Below are 17,479 nucleotides of genomic sequence, written 5' to 3'. Positions count from 1 at the left end.
AATTGACCATGCAGACCAACATGCGCCGAGAAATCGACGAGATCCCCGAGGCCGCCCAGCGCCTGCTGGAGCGCTCGGCCGATCAACTCAAGGCCGCCGGGGCCGCGTTGCGCGCCAAGGATCCGGCCTTTCTGGTAACGATCGCCCGCGGCTCTTCCGACCACGCGGCGCTCTTCCTCAAATATGCGATCGAACTGCAGGCCGGTCGGCCGGTCGCCTCGCTCGGCCCGTCGCTCGCCTCGATCTACGGCGCCAAGCTGAAGCTCGGCAGTGCAGCGGCAATCGCGATTTCGCAATCGGGCAAGAGCCCCGACATCGTCGCCATGGCTCAGGCCGCGACCGACGCCGGCGCCGTCTCGATTGCGCTCACCAACACGCTGCCCTCGCCAATCTCCGAGGCCTGCACCCATCCGCTCGACATCCTGGCTGGCCCCGAGATCGCGGTTGCCGCGACCAAGTCCTACGTCAACTCGATCGTCGCCGGCCTCGCCGTGCTCGGCGAATGGACCGGTGACGCTGCGCTTAAGCGGGCGGTTGCTGACCTGCCGAACCAGTTTGCCAAGGCGGTGAAGCTCGATTGGCAGGCCTTCGCCGACGATCTCGGCGAGGCGGAGTCGCTCTACGTGCTCGGCCGCGGGCCGGCGCTGGCGATTGCCAGCGAGGCGGCGCTGAAGTTCAAGGAAACCTCCGGCATGCACGCCGAAGCCTATTCCGCGGCGGAAGTGCTGCACGGACCGGTGGCGCTCGTCGGCGCCAAGTTCCCGGTCTTGACGCTCGCAGCCCGCGACGCGGCGGAAACCTCGGTCGCCGGCATCGCCGACGGTATGGCGGAAAAAGGCGCAGTGGTTCATGTTACTTCGAGCCGTGCGGCCAAGGCCAAGCGCCTGCCGTTCGTCGAGACGGGCCATCCGATCACGGACGCGCTGACCTTGATCCTGCCGTTCTACGGCTTCGTGGAAGCCTGGTCGCGCTCGCGTGGTCTCAACCCCGATGCGCCGGCAAGCCTCAAGAAGGTAACGGAGACGAGATGAGCGAGAGGAAGGCATTCACCGGCGCCCGCCTGTTCGACGGCGTTGAATGGCACGACGGCTGTGCCCTCGTGATCGAGGCCGGCCGCGTCAAGGCGATCGTGGCATCGGCCGACGTTCCTGCCGATGCCGAAAGGATCGATGCGCATGGCATGCTGCTCGTGCCGGGCTTCATCGACCTGCAGGTCAATGGCGGCGGCGGCGCGCTTCTCAATGAGGAGCCGAGCGTCGAGGGCATCCGGCAGATCTGTTCGGCGCATGCCAAGTTCGGCACCACAGCGCTGCTGCCGACACTGATCACCGATACGCGTGAAGTCAGAAGCGCCACCATCCACGCCGGCCTACAGGCCAAGGCCGCACATGTGCCCGGTTTCCTCGGCCTGCATCTCGAAGGCCCGCATCTCTCGGTCGCGCGCAAGGGCGCTCATGATCCGAAACTGATCCGTCCGATGGACGACGCCGATCTCGCGGAAATGCTCGATTGCGCGAAAGCGCTCGGCGTCTTGATGGTAACGGTGGCGCCGGAAAACGCCACCAAAGAGCAGGTGCGGGCGCTGGCCGATGCTGGTGTCGTCGTCAGCCTCGGCCACACCGATGTCGGCTACGAGACGGCCGTTGCCTATGCAAAAGCAGGCGCCAGGACGGTGACCCACCTCTTCAACGCCATGAGCGGTCTCGGTCATCGCGAACCGGGCGTGGTCGGCGCCGCGCTTGCCACCGGGACGCTGCATGCGGGCCTCATCGCCGACGGTTACCATGTCGAGCCGGCCTCGATGGGCGTGGCGCTTCGCGCCAAGACCGGTCCGGGCCAGATCTTCCTCGTCACCGATGCGATGTCGCCGATCGGCACCGACATGACCAGCTTCCAGCTGAACGGCCGCGAGATCTTGCGCGAGGGCGGCCGGCTGACGCTTGCGGACGGCACGCTCGCCGGCGCCGACATCGACATGCTCTCCTCGGTCCGCTTCGTGCACGAGAAGCTCGGCCTGCCGGTGGAGGAAGCCTTGCGCATGGCCTCCGCCTATCCGGCCGATGCCATGGGGCTTGCCACTCACAAAGGACGGCTGAAGCCCGGCGCGGATGCGGATTTCGTGCTGCTGACGCCGGAACTCGGCATGGGCTCCACCTGGATTGGCGGCGTTCAGGTCTACGCCGCCTGAGCGTCACGCTATCAAGCAAAAGCCCCGGACAGCGCAAAGCCCGTCCGGGGCTCTTTTCATTTCCGGTGACATTTGTCTCAGCGCGCCGAAAGCCTCGCCTTCATCGCCCGGACCGTTTCCATATCGGTGCGCCGCCGATCGGCCGAGACGAAGCCCATCTCGACCAGCCGCCGATCCTGAGCCGGATGGCGAACGGAGCAGGAGGAATGCACCTCGCTGACGGTCAGCCGGTCGAGAAGGCCATCGACCGTATCGAGAGTGACGCCGGACCCCGGCATGATCGACAGCCTGCCCTTGGCGAGACTGACGATTTCGGACAATCGATCGATCGCCTGCGGCGCGCTCTTGGCGCCGCCGGAGGTCAGGATGCGCTCGAAGCCGAGTTCGACCGCCACCTCCATTGCCTCGGCAAAATCCGGCACCAGATCGAAGGCGCGGTGTAGCGTCATGCCGAGGCCGGCTGCGTGGCCGGTGAGCTTGATGAGCATTGAGGCATCGAGGCGACCGTCGGCAAGCGAGGCGCCGAGCACGACGCCCGCCAGACCGGCGGCGCGCGCCGCATCGATATCCCGGCGCATGACGTCGAGATCTGCGGCGGTGAACACGAAATCGCCGGGGCGGGGGCGGATCATCGCGTAAACGGGCACCGGTGGCGGACCGGCCAGCGCCATCAGTCCGGGATTGGGCGTCAGGCCGCCGACGGAAAGCCCCGCGCAGAGCTCGATGCGGTCGGCACCGCCCTCGATGGCCGCATTCAGCCCGTCGGCATCATCGACGCAGACTTCGAGCTTGATGCCGTTCATGCCCTTTCCTCTCCCAGTCCGAGCAGTGCCGCGCCGATCAGGCCGGGCTCGACCCGGCACTCGCCCCGCACCACCAGCGGCCGGTCGAATTGCCTCAGAATCCGGCTACGAACCGCTCCGTCGATTTCAGCAAGCAATTCCTCCGAATTGGAAAGGCCGCCGCCGACCGGCACGATCGTCGCACCGGTGATGTTGATGACGAGCGCCAGCGGCGAGCTGACGAGATCGACGAGAAGCTCGACCGTACGCTTCGCCTCGGCGTCGCCCGCCCGCCAGGCCTCGATGATCTCATGGCTCGATAGCGTCTTGCCATGCGCGGTCTGGTGCAGCCGCTCCAGCCCGCGCGCCCCGCCGACGGTATCGACGCAGCGCTTTTGGCCGCAGCCGCAGTCATAGGCCGGAATGGCGATCGGCGGATAACCGGCCTGCGCCGCGATCGCCGGGCCGTGTCCCCATTCGCCGGCAAAGCCGCCATCCGCATTGATCAGCCGGCCGTCGATCACCAGGCCGCCGCCGACCCCGGTGCCGAGGATGGCGCCAAAGACGATACGATGCCCACGCCCGGCGCCGGCGCCGGCTTCGGCGAGCGCGAAACAGTCGGCGTCATTGGCGATCTTCACCGGCAGATGCAGCGCCGCTTCCAGCTCGGCGACCAGTTCACGCCCGTCGATGCAGGGGATGTTGGCGCATTTGATCCGCCGCGTCTCCGGATCGATGACGCCGGTGATCGAGATCGCCACGCAGGCGGGATGCCCGCCGGCCTCGTCGAGCACCGATTCGAGCACCTGCACGAACTGGCGGAAGTTGTTGAGCGGTGTCGTCCGTCGCGGCAACGGGAAGATCCGATCGCGCGAATGGACGATCGCGCCCTTGATCGCCGAACCACCGATATCGAAACAGACGATCATGCCTCACCCCGGATGATCGCTTCGGCCGAGAGCGCGACCGAAAGCAGCCTGTCGTCCTGGTGATGCGGGGCTGCAATCTGGAAGCCGACGGGCATTTCCGCCGCGCCGGTACCGCAGGGAATGGAGATGCCGCAGAAATCCAGGAAATTGCCGATCGACGTGTTGCGGAGCGTCTTGGCATTGGTCTTGAAGAACAGCTCGTCGTCCTCGATCAGCGGCGCGATCGGCGGCGCCACATGCGGCAGCGTCGGATGGGCGATGAGCTCGTTCGGCTTCAGGCCATCGACCGTCTCGTGGATCAGCTGGTCGCGCGCGTCGAGCAGGGCGATATAGTCGGGCATGGTGATCTTCTCGCCGAGCCGGGTGCGGGCAACCACGCGCGGGTCCATGGCATTGGCTTCGGGACCGGCAAGTCGCTCGCGGTGAAGTGCATAGGCTTCCGCCGTCACCAGGGCGCCATGGCGCGCCATCAGCCCGAAGATCGCCGAAAAGGCCGGGAAGGCGCGGCGGGTGATGGCAACACCGGCTCTTTCGAGCCGCCGGATGGCATCCTCGAAGGCCTCCACGACTTCTGTCTCGGCATCGTCGAAGACCACCGTTTCCGGGATCACCAGCGAGACACCGGAGAGGTCGGCGCGGCGCACCGTCGGCGCCGTCAGCCCATGCATGGCGGCGTCGACCCAGACCGCATCCTGAACCGTATGGCAAAGCGGCCCAAGCGAATCCAGGCTTTCGGCCAGAGGATAGACGCCCTTCATCGCGTAGCGACCGCGTGTCGCCTTGTAGCCGACGATGCCGGTCATCGCCGCGGGAATGCGGATGGAGCCACCGGTGTCGGTACCGATGGCCGCCGGCACCAGCCCGGCCGCGACCGCGACCGCAGAGCCTGACGACGAGCCGCCGGGAATGCGTTCGACGTCCGTGGCCGCAGGGTTCCTCGGCGTGCCGTAATGCGGGTTGATGCCAAGGCCCGAAAAGGCGAACTCGCTCATATTGGTGCGGCCGACGCTGACCATGCCGGCGGCGGCAAGGGCGGCGACGACCGGAGCATCGTTCCTTGCCGGGGCGGCTGCCTGCAACACCGTCGAGCCGGCGGTCGTGACGCTGCCGGCCATGTCGAACAAGTCCTTCCACGCAACCGGCAGGCCCTCGAGCAGCCCGAGCGAACGTCCCGCCCTGAGGCGTTTCGAGGCGGCGTCCGCATCGCCCGTCGCGCGCTCAGTCGTCAGTTCGACGAAGATGGCATAGTCGCCATGCGCGTCTATGGCCGCATAGGTTTCCTTGGCGAGGTCGACGGGGTCCAGCTTGCCGCTCTGAACGAGCACGGAAAGGCTGGCGAGTGTCTTCTGTTCTGTCATGTCATCCTCCGCGTACCGCCGTTATTGCCTGCCACGGGCAATCGCACCTATCCCCTAGCATATCGTCGCCCTTGGCGTTTTCCATGCTCCACATAGGCGAGACCCATGAATCTTGCATAAAGACCATGCGCAGGCCGGGCACGCCTTGTCGGCCGTAACGCATCTGCCTACATGCCTCATCGAACCTTGGCCGACATTGGAGAGCGATGATGATATTGGATGCGGTACGGCTTGCGCTCGCCAATCTGCTTGCGCCCGAGACGAGGTCGGTTTTCTGGAAGGTGCTGGGCCTGACGATCCTGGCGCTCGTGGCGCTCTGGTTTGCCCTGCGCGAACTGTTTACCTGGCTGGCGCTGCCGTGGATCGATACGCTGATGCCGGGCACGCCCGTCTGGGCCGGCTGGCTGACGTTCGTTCTCGGCATCTTTGCAAGCCTCGGGCTGGCGCTCGCGCTTGCTCTGCTGCTCGCGCCCGTCACCGCGCTGATTGCCGGCTTCTTCCTCGACGACGTTGCCGAGGTGATCGAGAAGCGGGACTATCCGAACGAGCCCAAGGGCCAGCCTTTGCCGCTCGGCGAGGCGATCGCCGGCTCGGTGAAGTTCCTCGGCGTCGTCATCCTCGGCAACCTGGTGGCACTTTTCCTGCTGCTCGTTCCGGGCGTCAATCTGGTCGCGTTCTTTCTGGTCAACGGCTACCTGCTCGGACGCGAATTCTTCGAGTTCGCGGCGATGCGCTACCGCGCGCCGGCGGAGGCCCGGCTCTTCCGCGAGAAGCACCGCTCCACCGTGTTCCTCGCCGGCCTTCTGCTTGCGGCCTTTTTGGCGGTGCCGGTCGTCAACCTGCTGACGCCGCTCTTTGCCGCCGGTCTGATGGTGCATCTGCATAAGCGGCTTTCGGCAAAGGACCCGGGATTTTCGCTGTCGGGCAGTGCTGCGGCGAAGGCCTGAGACGCTCTTGCTTGACATCATGCCGGCTGTGGCCAATCTGCCGGCAAAATCCCATTGTGCTGCGCGCAGGCCGGCGCATGGCAGGACGGAGTGATACAGATGAACAAGACGGACGAACGGATCACCCATCTCGAAGAAACGGTCGCCCATCAGGCCAAGACCATCGACGAGCTTTCCGATCAGCTCGCCGAGCAATGGAAGGTGGTGGAGCAGACGCGCGCCAAGCTCGACCGGCTGACCGAGCGCTTCCTGACGCTGGAGGAGCAATCGCTCGACGCGCCGGCGATCACACGGCCGCCGCACTATTGAGCGCAGCCGCAAAAGCCGGAGCAAACAAAAAGGGCCGCCGGTCCAAACGAACCGGCGGCCTTTTTCGTTACCTAAGCGCTGCACTTAGTAGGGGCAGGACTCGTCGCTCATGTAGTCGTGAACTTCGACCTTGCCGGCAATGATTTCGGCTTTCACCTTTTCCACCGCGTCGAGCATCTCGGGCGTGATCAGCGCCTTGTTGTTGTCGTCGAGCGCATAGCCGACGCCGTCTTCCTTGAGGCCGAGGTTGGAAATGCCGAATTCGAACTTGTCGTCCTTGGCCGCCTTGAAGGCTTCATAGACGGCGACGTCGACGCGCTTCAGCATCGAGGTCAGGACCTTGCCCGGCTGCAGGCCGTTCTGGTTGGAGTCGACGCCGATGCCAAGCTTGCCAGCATCCGCTGCTGCCTGCAGAACGCCGACGCCGGTGCCGCCGGCAGCGTGGTAGACGACATCCGCGCCCTGGTCAATCTGCGACTTGGCGATTTCGCCACCCTTGACCGGGTCGTTCCAGGCGTCCGGCGTCGTGCCGGTGTAGGCTTCGAGAACCTTGACGTCAGCGCCGGTCGACTTGGCGCCGCCGACGTAACCGCAGGCGAACTTGTGGATCAGCGGAACGTCCATGCCGCCGACGAAGCTGACCGTCTTCGACTTGGAAGCGAGACCGGCGAGAACGCCGACGAGGTAGGAGCCTTCCTGTTCCTTGAAGACGACCGATTTGACGTTCGGCTTTTCGACGACCATGTCGATGATCGCGAACTTGGTGTCCGGATATTCAGGGGCGATCTTCTCGAGCGAAGCTGCCCAGTTGAAGCCGGCCATGACGATCGGGCTGTTGCCGTCGCTGGCAAAGCGGCGCAGCGCCTGCTCGCGCTGGGCGTCGTTGGCGATTTCGAACTCGCGGTATTCGACACCCGATTCCGTCTTGAACTTCTCGGCGCCGTTATAGGCAGCCTCGTTGAAGGATTTGTCGAACTTGCCGCCGAGATCGTAGATGATCGCCGGCTTGATGTCGGCGGCCAATGCCGTGGCGGACATCATCGAAAAGGCAAAGAGACCGAGAATTGTTTTTTTCATCGTGCAGCCCTGTTGTCGCTATTGATCTTATTGGGTCCTCCCGCCGGCTCCCTGACGGAAGCCTGTCTGCGGAACCCACCCCCTTCTCCTTGGGGCTAGGGTGGCGCATCCTTGCACGGCCACGGCAAAAAAACACTCAAAATTTTTCAGATGGTAAAAATTGAGCCACAGATGCCGCTGCCCGTAAGGCACCGGTTCTGTTGCGCTTTTGAGGACGCGGGCAAGTGTGCGCGCCCATCCGGCGCGGCCTGAGGGTTGTGGGCATCCCTCTTGCGTTCGAGATGCCCAGAGCGGTGCCGAGGTGTCGAGCGGAATGAGGAAATGTGTGCTTGTTTATTTGCCCGCATGCCGCTCTGGCCGAAACGAAGCGATCATGTTGTCGTCTAGTGGCCGATGGGGCAGCTCACCCCGGTGCCGCGCAGGCCGCAATAGCCGTTCGGGTTCTTCGCCAGATATTGCTGATGATAGTCTTCGGCGAAGTAGAACGGGCCAGCCTTGCCGATCTCCGTGGTGATCCTGCCGCCATGGTTGGAGTGCTTCAGCGCCGACTGAAAGGCCGTGCGCGCAGCTTTGGCCTCCGCCAACTGCTCATCGTCATAGGTATAGATCGCCGAGCGGTAGGTGGTGCCGATATCGTTGCCCTGGCGCATGCCCTGGGTCGGATCGTGCTCCTCGAAGAAGGTCTTGAGCAGAGTCGCAAGCGGAACCTTCGCGGGATCATAGACGACCAGCACCACCTCGGCATGGCCGGTGAGCCCGGTGGTCGTCTCCTGATAGGTCGGGTTCCGCGTCAGCCCGCCGGCATAACCGACGGCTGTGACATAGACGCCGGGAATGTTCCAGAACAGTCGCTCTGCGCCCCAGAAGCAGCCCATGCCGAGCAGGATCTTCTTCGTGCCGTCGGGGTAGGGGCCCTTCAGCGGCCGGCCGGAAACGAAATGCGTCTCGGCCGTCGGGATCGCCTCATCGCGACCCGGCAGCGCCGTCTGCGCATCCGGCATGATCATCTTCTTGTTGAACATGTCGATCAGGAACATCAGCCTACTCCTTTCGTCGGTGCGGAGGTGAGTCCCGCGAAAATCAGGCGGCGAAGCGGCCGGCCGCCGGCCGTTTCTTGTATCCGACCATCCACAGAACGAGGGCGAGCAGTGCCAGCACGGCGAAGGCCGGCTGCATCAGCACCCAATGCAGGGTCAAATGCCAGATCGTCGGCGCCGTATCGGAACGCTGCGCGAACTGGATCCAGCTCGCCGTATCGGCGCCAAGCGCCTCCAGATCGTCGCCGAGCGAAGTCATGACCAGCTGCGATGCGGCGACCGACTCGATCGCATCGACGGCGCCCGCAAGTACGGCGGCAAACAACACGACGGCGCTCGCCAGTCTCAGTAGAAACCGCATCGATCTAAATTCCCTTTCGTCACATCGGCTGGCGCGCTGTCATGGTCAGGCGCGGCGCCCGGCGGCATCTTCCTCGATCGCACGGGACTCGGACAAGGCCCGGCGGCGAAATTATGCGGTGATCTGAACACTGGCCGATGCGGCATCTGGACCTGCCCGGGAGCGTGATGCTCGTCCCGGCACAAGAGATAAGCGTGCCGCCCGGCATGCACAATGGGGACGACGGGTCGCTCGTTTCACAAGATGTCAACAATCTGTCAGAAAGCAGTTGATCCCAGGTAAATCATCGGTATATAGACGCGCGTCCGCCGGTTCACGCCGGCTGGCACCGAAGGGCCTCGCCCTTCCCATCCAGCCGGATTGACCGTCGGCTGCTGACGGATGGACAGGTGGCCGAGTGGTTGAAGGCGCACGCCTGGAACGCGTGTATACGTGAAAGCGTATCGAGGGTTCGAATCCCTCTCTGTCCGCCATTTCTCCCCATTATTTCGGATGCCACCCAGCGCGATCCTGCGGCGATCTGTGTCTTGCGCCGCCCGCATCGTCAAACGTCGCCGGCGCTTTCTTCTCGCGACCGTCGATGCTCGCCTGGCTTGAGAGGCTCCTCCGCCGACTGACGATCCGTTCTCCGCCATTTGTTGACGACTGCGCGGTACCGCGCGTCTTCTTTGGTACGGATCGCCGTTGGAGCTCGGCGGGATTTGTTTGTTCGGCATGACCGCGGCATTGAGCCCGGTGCCGAGGAGATCTTGTCGCGATCTGGGGACAGGCAGCATGAGCATCGCAAGCGACGCGCGTTTCTGGGACCGGACGGCGCGGCGATACGCCAAGGGAGCGATCGCGGACCCGGCTGGATATGAGCGCACGCTCGACCGCACCCGCGCCCTGCTTCTGCCCGATGACCACGTACTGGAGCTCGGTTGCGGCACGGGGACAACGGCGTTTCGCCTCGCCAGCGATGTGCGGGAGTATCTTGCGACCGATTTTTCCGCCGCGATGATCGCAATTGCGAGCGAGAGGTACGGCGCCGACCTGGTGCCGAACCTCGCCTTCCGCACGGCGACGGCCGAAATGCTCGTCGCCGAGCGCGTGCAATATGATGCGGTTCTGGGCTTCAACTATCTCCATCTCGTGCGCGACCTCTCAGGCACGCTTGGCAACATCCACGCCCTGCTTGCCTCGAGGGGCCTCTTCATCTCCAAGACGCCCTGTGTCGGGGAGATGAACCCGCTGATCCGTTTGGTATTGTTGCCGGCGATGCGGGCACTCGGAAAGGCGCCCTATGCCGCAACTTTCGACTTGATCGAGTTGAGCCGAGAGATGACGGCCGCCGGTTTCGAGATTCTGGACATTGAAAACCACGCGACGAAGGGCAATGACAATCGTCCCTATATCGTCGCCCGCAAGCGGTGAGGCGGGCCGCGGCGGCGCGATTGGCCCGCCTCGGCCAATCTCAACAGATCAAAACAGGCTCGGCCGGCTCGGCCCCATGCGCCGCATGCAATAGGCCCAGGAACGTCTTCGCTTGCGGGATCGCGGTCGAGCCGATCACGGTCACCGCGATACCCGGTGTCCATGAATTCATGACCGCCGCACCGGAAAACTCTTTGAGCCGGCTAAGGGTGATTTCCTCATGGCGCTGCGGTACGCCGAGGCGCTCGAGTTGCCGCTGAACCGTACCCATCATCGTGCCTGTCAACATCGCGGCCTTGGGCCAGATGACCGCTTCGCCGTCCCAGAAGACGAGATTCCAGATCGTTGCTTCGCTGAGGCGTCCATGCCGGTCAATGAAGGCGGCGTCGTCGAAGCCGTCGCGCACGGCCTGATGCAGATAGTAGGTTTTTCCGGATTCGCCGACATGCTTGAAATTGGCAAGCGGCCGCTCATGTTCCACCACCGCGAGCCGCAGCGGCCCGGTAGGGCCATCCGAAGGGGCCGCCGTGCGCACCATGACCGCGGGCTCGACATCCATGCTGTCGGGTGTGAATTCGCCGTGCGGCGAAAAGACCGTGACCGTCAGCGACTGGTCCGCTGGACCGGCGCCGATCGCCTGTCTGATGTGAACGCGCAGATCCTCGTCGGGCAATGCGCGGCCGAAGAAGGCGAGCGAGGCGTTGTTGAGGCGCTTCAGATGCAGGTCCAGGCCTCTGATCTTGCGATCCCGAACCTGGATCGCGGTGAAGTGTGCGAAGCCGGCAAAGGCCAAGGGGATAAGGTCGGCGGCTTTGGCCAGGTGGCCGTTGAGCGCCGCTGGATAGAAGCTGGTTTCGCTCGTCATGTTCTTGCTCCTGGTGTGTTCACATGAAGGAGCCAATAGGTCTAAGGTCTGACAGCGCTGTCAGGGTCAAGGGCCGGCGAAGGGAACGGAATGAAAATAGGCGAGCTATCGAAACGCACCGGCGTCAGCATCAGGATGCTACGTTACTACGAGGCTGAAGGGCTCTTGAAGCCAGAGCGCACGAGAAACGGCTATCGCGATTATGATCTTGCGGAGGTGAGAACTGTCGAGCGCATCAAGCTCCTGGGTGCCGGCGGCATGACCCTTGCGACGATCCTGCAGTTCCTGCCCTGCGTGCGCGGCGAAGGTCCGATCTTTGAACCCTGCGACGAACTGCGCGTTACCCTGCGCCAACAGATTCGCCTCGTGGAAGAGAAGACGCAAAAACTGGCACAGAGCCGCAGCGTGCTGGAGACTTTTCTGCAGGAGATAGGCGAGCGCTGATCTTCTGCCGGGATCGAGCCCGCGTTTTGCGGGGGCCGTTGCGAACCTCATCAGCGCTTACGCGACGGGATTGCGACCAAACCCGTTGTGACCGTCAACCAGAAGTCAGGGGGCGCGCGACGGCGCGTGTGACGAATCGGCTCCGAGCCTGTCGGGCCGAACTTCAATAGTTAGCTGTTGCGCTAAGTGTCTGGCCGTGATACTTAGCCTTATGGAACAGTATTCAGAACGATTGGACGTGATCTTTCAGGCGCTCGCCGATCCGACCCGGCGCGCCGTGCTGGCGCGGCTTGGCGGCGGCCCGGCGAGCATCAGCGATCTCGCCAGACCCTTCGACATGGCCCTGCCGTCCTTCATGAAGCACATCCACTTCCTGGAAGGCAGCGGCCTGATCCGCACGCACAAGCAAGGCCGGGTGCGCACCTGCGCCATCGAGAAGGCGCAGTTCGCCGTGGTCGAGACCTGGCTCTCCGCGCAGCGCGCACTGTGGGAAGGCCGTGCCGACCGGCTGGAAAAATTCGTCACTGAACGCGAGGAGGAATGACATGACCCGCTCCCCAGATCCCGATCTCGACCTGACGATGGCGCGCATCATCAAGGCGCCTCGTTCCACGGTCTGGCGCGCCTGGACCGACCGCAAACGTCTTGAGCAATGGTGGGTCCCGGCGCCGGCACTATGCAAGGTGATCGACATGGACCTGAAGCCCGGCGGCAGCTTCGTGACCCAGATCAGCGAAGGCGGCGGCGATTTCGTTCCGCATATCAATGCGTGCTTCCTCGCGGTGGACGAACTCTCTCGCATCGTCTTCACGGACACGCTGGTCGCTGGCTGGCGGCCGGCGGAAAATGCCTTCATGACGGCCATCATCACGCTCAGCGATCATCCGGCCGGAACACAATATGCCGCCCACGTGATGCACCGGAGCAAGGCCGATCGCGACATGCACGAGGAGATGGGCTTCCACGACGGCTGGGGAACGGTGGCGGCGCAGCTGGCCCGCCTCGTCGAGCAGCAGACACTGGATCATGATTTCTCATGACAATGCCGAGCAGGTCGTGGTGCGCAGACGCGGCGCTCGCGCGCTGCCTGACAAGGCTGGGGCCTGCCTCAAGGGTGAGGTCAAGGGACATCTTTCTCGAATGCCGGCAGCTGCCGGACCGGTCGGCTGAATGCCTCCCGAAGCGGGCAATCGCTCCGGGAGGCACGGTGCAGCTATTGCCTTTCGCGTCGGTTCAGGAGCGCCAGCGCCAGCAGCGTGACCGTCGCCATGACCAGGCAATAGCCGACGAGCGGCCAGGCCGTATCACCGCTGAGAAGCAGCACGGCGCCGGTGCCGACGAGGGCGACGATCAGGCTTTGGATGCAGAAGTAGAGCGCCACCGCCGTTCCGGCGATCGCATCGAAGGCCTTCAGCGCACCGTTCGCGGTCACCGAGGCGGTCATGACGATGCCGACGGCGATCACCCACATGGGCAGCACGAAGCTTGCGAACGAGGGGGTGGCGAGGGCTTCGCCGGCGGCAAGCAGGAGCCCGCCGGACATCAGCACCGCTATGCCGCGCACGAGGCAGCCCGGGATCCCGTAACGAGCGACGAAGCCCTTGGCGAAGCGCGTGGTCAGGATCATCACCCCTGCCGCACTCGCAAAGGCCAGGCTGAAGCCGAACTGCGAATAGCCGGCGCGGTCGATGAGCAGGCGCGGCGCGGTCGAGAAGAACACGAAGAACGCGCCCATCGCCGTGCTGAAGCCGAGCGTATAGGTCCAGAACGCGCCGCTTCTGAGAACAGGCGCGAAGCCGGGCTTCCCGTTGCCGGAGGGGGCGGGCCGGGTTTCCGACCAGCGCGGCAGCGCCTGTCCGAGCGCCGCAAGGCCGAGCACGCCGAGCGTCAGGAAGATCGCCTGCCAGCCGAAGGCACCCGATATCAGCGCGCCGGCAATCGGTCCGAACGCCGGAACGAAGGAGAGCATGGCGCTGAACAGGCCGTAGATGGTGACGCCGTCCGGACGGGCGCCATAGACATCCCGCACCGTCGCAAAAGTCGCAACCAGCGCCGCCGAGGCGCCCGCCGCTTGCACGAGCCGGAGTGTCACGAAGACCGGGGCCGAGGTGGTGACCGCCAGCAGCAATGACGTCAGTGCAAACAAAGTTGCGCCACCGAGAAGCACCGGACGGCGGCCGAAGCGGTCGGAAAGCGGGCCGAAGAGAACCTGTCCCAAGCCAATCATGAGCATGTAGAGGCTGAGCGTCAGTTGGACGATTGCCGGCGATGTGCCGAGAATGCGAGGCATCTGAGGCACGACGGGCAGGTAGATGTCCATGGCGAGCGACGCCAGGATATCGAAGGGCGCCATCAGCAGCAGCGCCGCCGGCAGCCTATGGGACCAGGTGGGTGAGTTATGATCGGGCATGATGAAACATCCGCGCAAATGGGTAACATTCGGCGGCGATCTGCCACTTCATCAAATCCTGGGAATATGAGCCGACAGACGCCGCAACAACTTTTCAACCGTTGTTGCGGCTTATCGGGTTGCTGACTCGTCGGTCCTCATGCGGTCATCCGGAATGTTGTTCGTCGATCAAACGTCCACCTATTTAGCAGCTGGGCCAGATCTCAACAACCCGGCTGCGCATCACCCGAAAGCCCTGGCCCTCGGTCCCATTTCCAACTTCCGTTTGTCTTGGGTGTGAAAAGAAACTGGCTTTCGACTTAGTCTGTCGCGCCGGGCTTCACGGTCAGCCGGTTCTCGACGCTGGCAACACCGGCCACCGATGCTGCCGCATCGCCGGCGCAGATGACGTCCGCCTCACTTGCCACCACTCCGGTAAGCACCACGATGTCGCCGAGTGCGATGACGGAGACTGTGCTGGTGTCGATCATCGTCGCATAGCCGATAAAACGCAGCACCTTGTCGGCGAGCGCGTCATCCGTGAGATGCGGATCGTCGTCCCTATGGGCGTAAATGGGCTTCTCTGGCGGCATGGTACGTTCCTCATGCTCTTCCCGAACGCCTGCCGTGTGCGAAGGTTCCCTTTAAGGCGCGCGGCCGTCGCGCGCTTGCGATCGTGGCGTGAACCCGGCTATTGCTGGCTGTCCCATCCCAAGGCCCTTGCATGTCCGACATTTTCCAGAACGTCCTGCCCATCTTCATTCTGATCTTTGCCGGCTGGCTTTTGGTTCGGTCAGGCTATCTGAAACCGACTGTCGGCGAGGCGCTCGGGGACTTCGTTTTTCGCGTCGCGGTTCCCATTCTGCTGTTCCGCACGATTGCCGAGGCCGATTTCAAGGACGGTTCGCCGTGGCCGCTCTGGGTCGCCTATTTCTCCGGCGTCGCGGTGACCTGGACGGTCGGACATCTGGCGGCAATGCTCATTTTCGGCCGCGACGCGCGCATGGGCGTATTGGCCGGCGTTTCCTCGGCCTTCGCCAACACCGTGTTCATCGGTCTGCCGCTGGTCTCGCGCATCGTCGGCGAAGAGGGCATTGTCGCGATTTCGATCCTGCTGTCCGTCCACCTGCCTGTGATGATGATCGCCGGCACGCTGCTGATGGAGCGTGCCGAGCGCCGCACGAGCGGCAAGCCAGGGCAAGATCCGTTGCAGCTTCTCGCCGGTGTCGGCCGCAATCTGCTGCGCAACCCGCTGGTCATCGGGCTTGCTTGCGGTGCCGCCTTTCATCTCGTCGGCCAGCCGCTCGGCGGACCGGTGAAGACCGTCGTCGACCAGCTTGCCTCGATGGCGGCACCGGCGGCCCTGGTCTCGATCGGCATGGCGCTTGATAAATACGGCCTTGCCGGCAATCTCGGCCTTGCCTCTTTTGCGAGTGTTCTGAAGCTCCTCATCATGCCGGGGGTCGTCTTCACCAGCTGCCACCTGCTTGGCCTCAACGACAACTGGACGACGGCGCTGGTGCTGACATCGGCGGTTCCGACAGGCGTAAACGCCTGGCTGATCGCCAACCATTTCAACGTCGGCCACGCGCTCGCCTCCTCGACGATCACATTGACGACCGCGCTCGGCGTCGTCAGCGTTTCGGTCTGGGCCTATCTGCTGGTGTAACTGCTCAGGAAATTCGGGAGCGTGTTTCCTCGGGAGGAGTGAAATCTCCTCTTCCGCTTGCATGGCGTCGCCGTGCCTTGCACACGCAAAAAGGCCCGGCGCGCGCGCCGGGCCTTTTTGCGGGGCTGTTTCCAGCCGCTGAGCTTATTGCGCCGGTGCCGGCTGGCCTTCGGCAGGCTTGGATTCCGTGGCCGGAGCGGCCTGGCCTTCGGCCGCGCCGCCAGCAGCATCCGGCAGCGGAGCCGGAGAATCGGCCTGCTCGCGCAGCCAGGCGATCAGGTTGGCGCGCTCATCCGGCTTCTTGAGACCGGCGAAACCCATGGCAGTGCCCGGAACATGCTTCTTCGGGGCTTCGATGAAGAAGCTGAGGTGGTCGTAGTCCCAGTTGACCTTGCCACCTTCGGAGAAGGTCTTCATGCCGGCCGAGTAGCTGAAGCCCTCATGCGAGGCGACCGGACGGTTGACGACGCCCCAAAGGTTCGGCCCGACCTTGTTCGGACCGCCCTTCTCGGCGGTGTGACAGCTTGCGCACTTCTTGAATACGGCAGCACCGGCAGATGCATCGGCCTTGAGGAGCAGCGGCTTGATATCGACTTCGGCTGCTTCGCCGCCACCGCCGGCACCGGCTTCAGCCGTGCCTTCCTCGGCGACGATCGTGAAGCCTTCCTTCTCGGGAGCTTCGGAATGGAAAATGCCTTCCGATGCAATGGACACGGACATCAGAACGAAGACCGTCCCCAGAAAGGCACCCACGCCCATGTTCACATATGAATTCATCTGCAAACGCTCCCTTTGCCACCGGCGCAAACAAAAACCCGGCCTATCTTGAAATCGCGCGGAACCTATGTCTTTTGGCTCTGCGTTGCAACAGTGATTATCGGCCCCTAACTGAGACTTATTGACACTTTCAGCGGGGTTTTTGAAGGCCAGATCATGAATCGCGAAAATTCAGGTAAAGCCATCGTGCTCATTCCGGCGCGCATGGCCTCGACACGCCTGCCCGGAAAGCCGCTCGCCGACATTTGCGGCCTGCCGATGATCGTTCAGGTTGCCACGCGTGCCCGGGAAGCGGACGTCGGCCGGGTCGTCGTCGCCGTCGACGATCAGCAGGTCTTCGACGTGGTGCGCGCGGCCGGCTTTGAAGCGATGATGACCCGCATCGACCACCAGTCCGGTTCCGACCGGATCTACGAGGCGCTGCTGAAGGCCGACCCGGATGGCGAAGCCGAGATCGTCATCAACGTGCAAGGCGATCTGCCGACGGTCGAGCCCGCATCGATCCGCGCGGCGTTGAACCCGCTTGAAAATGCCGGCACCGATATCGCGACGTTGACGGTGCCAATCACCGAAGAGGGCGAAAAGACCAACCCGAACATCGTCAAGGTCGTCGGCTCGCCGCTTAGCGAATCGCGACTGCGCGCGCTCTATTTTACCCGCGCGACCGCGCCCTATGGACAGGGCCCGCTTTATCATCACATCGGCCTCTATGCCTATCGCCGCCAGGCGCTGGAGCGCTTCGTCGCGCTTCAGCCCTCCACCTTGGAGCGCCGCGAATCGCTCGAGCAGCTACGCGCGCTCGAAGCCGGCATGCGCATCGATGTCGAGATCGTCGATTCGGTTCCGCTCGGCGTCGACACGCCGGTGGAGCTGGAAAAAGCCCGCCGTATCCTTTCCGCCCACCAATCCGAATAAGCCTGAGAAGGAAGCTACC

20 protein-coding genes and 1 tRNA gene are annotated in these 17,479 nt (G+C 63.9%); 11 read left to right on the top strand and 10 right to left on the bottom strand.

Annotated elements, in window-relative coordinates; all coding sequences use genetic code 11:
- The first annotated feature begins 8 nt into the window (after positions 1-8).
- On the top strand, positions 9-1,031 hold the full coding sequence (locus AC0C6X_RS04725) for an SIS domain-containing protein (protein WP_173515131.1): 1,023 nt from the start codon (positions 9-11) through the stop codon (positions 1,029-1,031).
- The gene (gene nagA, locus AC0C6X_RS04720; protein WP_173515132.1) at positions 1,028-2,188 is read left to right on the top strand and encodes an N-acetylglucosamine-6-phosphate deacetylase; all 1,161 of its coding nucleotides are present in this window, start codon (positions 1,028-1,030) and stop codon (positions 2,186-2,188) included. Before AC0C6X_RS04725 ends, nagA begins: the two co-directional genes overlap by 4 nt.
- A gap of 77 nt (positions 2,189-2,265) precedes the next feature.
- Here nagA and AC0C6X_RS04715 read toward each other — a convergent pair whose 3' ends face one another.
- The 3 genes from AC0C6X_RS04715 to AC0C6X_RS04705 are packed head-to-tail and all read right to left on the bottom strand — an operon-like array spanning position 2,266 to position 5,257.
- Entirely contained in the window at positions 2,266-2,991 is a 726-nt protein-coding gene (locus AC0C6X_RS04715) for a copper homeostasis protein CutC (RefSeq protein ID WP_472952065.1), read from the bottom strand.
- Entirely contained in the window at positions 2,988-3,899 is a 912-nt protein-coding gene (locus tag AC0C6X_RS04710) for an ROK family protein (RefSeq protein WP_472952063.1), read from the bottom strand. Before AC0C6X_RS04710 ends, AC0C6X_RS04715 begins: the two co-directional genes overlap by 4 nt.
- A complete protein-coding gene (locus AC0C6X_RS04705; RefSeq protein ID WP_472952062.1) occupies positions 3,896-5,257 on the bottom strand; it encodes an amidase in 1,362 nt (453 codons plus the stop codon). Before AC0C6X_RS04705 ends, AC0C6X_RS04710 begins: the two co-directional genes overlap by 4 nt.
- A 209-nt stretch (positions 5,258-5,466) precedes the next feature.
- Between AC0C6X_RS04705 and AC0C6X_RS04700 the strand changes: the two genes are divergently transcribed.
- Together AC0C6X_RS04700 and AC0C6X_RS04695 are read left to right on the top strand one after the other, a co-directional pair.
- Positions 5,467-6,204: a sulfate transporter family protein gene (locus AC0C6X_RS04700; protein WP_472952061.1), complete on the top strand. Its 738-nt coding sequence runs from the start codon at positions 5,467-5,469 to the stop codon at positions 6,202-6,204.
- A 99-nt stretch (positions 6,205-6,303) separates the two neighbouring features.
- Complete coding sequence (locus tag AC0C6X_RS04695) at positions 6,304-6,513, top strand: SlyX family protein (RefSeq protein WP_472952059.1); 210 nt, start codon at positions 6,304-6,306, stop codon at positions 6,511-6,513.
- Positions 6,514-6,597: 84 nt separating this feature from the next.
- On the opposite strand, the gene AC0C6X_RS04690 is transcribed toward AC0C6X_RS04695, so the two are convergent.
- The 3 genes from AC0C6X_RS04690 to AC0C6X_RS04680 form a co-directional block, all read right to left on the bottom strand.
- Positions 6,598-7,590 carry a BMP family lipoprotein gene (locus AC0C6X_RS04690; RefSeq protein WP_472952058.1) on the bottom strand — a complete coding sequence of 331 codons (993 nt, stop codon included), beginning with the start codon at positions 7,588-7,590 and terminating at the stop codon, positions 6,598-6,600.
- 383 nt (positions 7,591-7,973) lie between these two features.
- Positions 7,974-8,627 carry a peptide-methionine (S)-S-oxide reductase MsrA gene (gene msrA, locus AC0C6X_RS04685; RefSeq protein WP_472952057.1) on the bottom strand — a complete coding sequence of 218 codons (654 nt, stop codon included), beginning with the start codon at positions 8,625-8,627 and terminating at the stop codon, positions 7,974-7,976.
- Between the two features lie 43 nt (positions 8,628-8,670).
- A complete protein-coding gene (locus AC0C6X_RS04680) occupies positions 8,671-8,988 on the bottom strand; it encodes a hypothetical protein (RefSeq protein ID WP_472952056.1) in 318 nt (105 codons plus the stop codon).
- Positions 8,989-9,371: 383 nt separating this feature from the next.
- Here AC0C6X_RS04680 and AC0C6X_RS04675 point away from each other — a divergent pair.
- A tRNA-Ser gene (locus AC0C6X_RS04675) sits at positions 9,372-9,461 on the top strand.
- Positions 9,462-9,762: 301 nt separating this feature from the next.
- Positions 9,763-10,401 carry a class I SAM-dependent methyltransferase gene (locus tag AC0C6X_RS04670; protein WP_472952055.1) on the top strand — a complete coding sequence of 213 codons (639 nt, stop codon included), beginning with the start codon at positions 9,763-9,765 and terminating at the stop codon, positions 10,399-10,401.
- A 40-nt stretch (positions 10,402-10,441) separates the two neighbouring features.
- Here AC0C6X_RS04670 and AC0C6X_RS04665 read toward each other — a convergent pair whose 3' ends face one another.
- Positions 10,442-11,266 (bottom strand): aminotransferase class IV family protein, encoded by an 825-nt coding sequence (locus tag AC0C6X_RS04665; RefSeq protein ID WP_472952054.1) that lies wholly within the window; start codon positions 11,264-11,266, stop codon positions 10,442-10,444.
- Between the two features lie 90 nt (positions 11,267-11,356).
- Between AC0C6X_RS04665 and AC0C6X_RS04660 the strand changes: the two genes are divergently transcribed.
- The 3 genes from AC0C6X_RS04660 to AC0C6X_RS04650 all read left to right on the top strand — a co-directional run bounded on the left by AC0C6X_RS04660 (position 11,357) and on the right by AC0C6X_RS04650 (position 12,750).
- Positions 11,357-11,710, top strand: a complete 354-nt coding sequence (locus AC0C6X_RS04660) for a MerR family transcriptional regulator (protein ID WP_472952053.1) — start codon at positions 11,357-11,359, stop codon at positions 11,708-11,710.
- A 211-nt stretch (positions 11,711-11,921) separates the two neighbouring features.
- Positions 11,922-12,254 (top strand): ArsR/SmtB family transcription factor, encoded by a 333-nt coding sequence (locus AC0C6X_RS04655; RefSeq protein ID WP_173515144.1) that lies wholly within the window; start codon positions 11,922-11,924, stop codon positions 12,252-12,254.
- Between the two features lies 1 nt (position 12,255).
- Positions 12,256-12,750, top strand: a complete 495-nt coding sequence (locus tag AC0C6X_RS04650; protein ID WP_472952052.1) for an SRPBCC family protein — start codon at positions 12,256-12,258, stop codon at positions 12,748-12,750.
- Between the two features lie 173 nt (positions 12,751-12,923).
- On the opposite strand, the gene cml is transcribed toward AC0C6X_RS04650, so the two are convergent.
- Both cml and AC0C6X_RS04640 read right to left on the bottom strand, forming a co-directional pair.
- Positions 12,924-14,120 carry a CmlA/FloR family chloramphenicol efflux MFS transporter gene (cml, locus tag AC0C6X_RS04645; protein ID WP_472952050.1) on the bottom strand — a complete coding sequence of 399 codons (1,197 nt, stop codon included), beginning with the start codon at positions 14,118-14,120 and terminating at the stop codon, positions 12,924-12,926.
- 299 nt (positions 14,121-14,419) lie between these two features.
- Positions 14,420-14,692, bottom strand: a complete 273-nt coding sequence (locus AC0C6X_RS04640; RefSeq protein WP_173515148.1) for a BON domain-containing protein — start codon at positions 14,690-14,692, stop codon at positions 14,420-14,422.
- Between the two features lie 131 nt (positions 14,693-14,823).
- Between AC0C6X_RS04640 and AC0C6X_RS04635 the strand changes: the two genes are divergently transcribed.
- A complete protein-coding gene (locus AC0C6X_RS04635; protein WP_247960324.1) occupies positions 14,824-15,768 on the top strand; it encodes an AEC family transporter in 945 nt (314 codons plus the stop codon).
- A gap of 144 nt (positions 15,769-15,912) precedes the next feature.
- On the opposite strand, the gene AC0C6X_RS04630 is transcribed toward AC0C6X_RS04635, so the two are convergent.
- Entirely contained in the window at positions 15,913-16,545 is a 633-nt protein-coding gene (locus AC0C6X_RS04630) for a c-type cytochrome (RefSeq protein ID WP_247960323.1), read from the bottom strand.
- 156 nt (positions 16,546-16,701) lie between these two features.
- On the opposite strand from AC0C6X_RS04630, the gene AC0C6X_RS04625 reads away from it, so the two are divergent.
- Positions 16,702-17,460: a 3-deoxy-manno-octulosonate cytidylyltransferase gene (locus AC0C6X_RS04625; protein ID WP_472952048.1), complete on the top strand. Its 759-nt coding sequence runs from the start codon at positions 16,702-16,704 to the stop codon at positions 17,458-17,460.
- The last annotated feature ends 19 nt before the right edge of the window (positions 17,461-17,479 follow it).

Source organism: Ensifer sp. VA4 (assembly GCF_055710065.1).
The sequence above is the reverse complement of the archived record's forward strand: the minus strand, read 5'-3'. Positions and strand labels throughout refer to the sequence as shown.

Bases quoted from the DNA above. Each gene is read 5' to 3' on its own strand.
- AC0C6X_RS04725 (WP_173515131.1), top strand. From the start codon at position 9: ATGCAGACCAACATGCGCCGAGAAATCGACGAGATCCCCGAGGCCGCC.
- nagA (WP_173515132.1), top strand. From the start codon at position 1,028: ATGAGCGAGAGGAAGGCATTCACCGGCGCCCGCCTGTTCGACGGCGTT.
- AC0C6X_RS04715 (WP_472952065.1), bottom strand. From the start codon at position 2,991: ATGAACGGCATCAAGCTCGAAGTCTGCGTCGATGATGCCGACGGGCTG.
- AC0C6X_RS04710 (WP_472952063.1), bottom strand. From the start codon at position 3,899: ATGATCGTCTGTTTCGATATCGGTGGTTCGGCGATCAAGGGCGCGATC.
- AC0C6X_RS04705 (WP_472952062.1), bottom strand. From the start codon at position 5,257: ATGACAGAACAGAAGACACTCGCCAGCCTTTCCGTGCTCGTTCAGAGC.
- AC0C6X_RS04700 (WP_472952061.1), top strand. From the start codon at position 5,467: ATGATATTGGATGCGGTACGGCTTGCGCTCGCCAATCTGCTTGCGCCC.
- AC0C6X_RS04695 (WP_472952059.1), top strand. From the start codon at position 6,304: ATGAACAAGACGGACGAACGGATCACCCATCTCGAAGAAACGGTCGCC.
- AC0C6X_RS04690 (WP_472952058.1), bottom strand. From the start codon at position 7,590: ATGAAAAAAACAATTCTCGGTCTCTTTGCCTTTTCGATGATGTCCGCC.
- msrA (WP_472952057.1), bottom strand. From the start codon at position 8,627: ATGTTCCTGATCGACATGTTCAACAAGAAGATGATCATGCCGGATGCG.
- AC0C6X_RS04680 (WP_472952056.1), bottom strand. From the start codon at position 8,988: ATGCGGTTTCTACTGAGACTGGCGAGCGCCGTCGTGTTGTTTGCCGCC.
- AC0C6X_RS04670 (WP_472952055.1), top strand. From the start codon at position 9,763: ATGAGCATCGCAAGCGACGCGCGTTTCTGGGACCGGACGGCGCGGCGA.
- AC0C6X_RS04665 (WP_472952054.1), bottom strand. From the start codon at position 11,266: ATGACGAGCGAAACCAGCTTCTATCCAGCGGCGCTCAACGGCCACCTG.
- AC0C6X_RS04660 (WP_472952053.1), top strand. From the start codon at position 11,357: ATGAAAATAGGCGAGCTATCGAAACGCACCGGCGTCAGCATCAGGATG.
- AC0C6X_RS04655 (WP_173515144.1), top strand. From the start codon at position 11,922: ATGGAACAGTATTCAGAACGATTGGACGTGATCTTTCAGGCGCTCGCC.
- AC0C6X_RS04650 (WP_472952052.1), top strand. From the start codon at position 12,256: ATGACCCGCTCCCCAGATCCCGATCTCGACCTGACGATGGCGCGCATC.
- cml (WP_472952050.1), bottom strand. From the start codon at position 14,120: ATGCCCGATCATAACTCACCCACCTGGTCCCATAGGCTGCCGGCGGCG.
- AC0C6X_RS04640 (WP_173515148.1), bottom strand. From the start codon at position 14,692: ATGCCGCCAGAGAAGCCCATTTACGCCCATAGGGACGACGATCCGCAT.
- AC0C6X_RS04635 (WP_247960324.1), top strand. From the start codon at position 14,824: ATGTCCGACATTTTCCAGAACGTCCTGCCCATCTTCATTCTGATCTTT.
- AC0C6X_RS04630 (WP_247960323.1), bottom strand. From the start codon at position 16,545: ATGAATTCATATGTGAACATGGGCGTGGGTGCCTTTCTGGGGACGGTC.
- AC0C6X_RS04625 (WP_472952048.1), top strand. From the start codon at position 16,702: ATGAATCGCGAAAATTCAGGTAAAGCCATCGTGCTCATTCCGGCGCGC.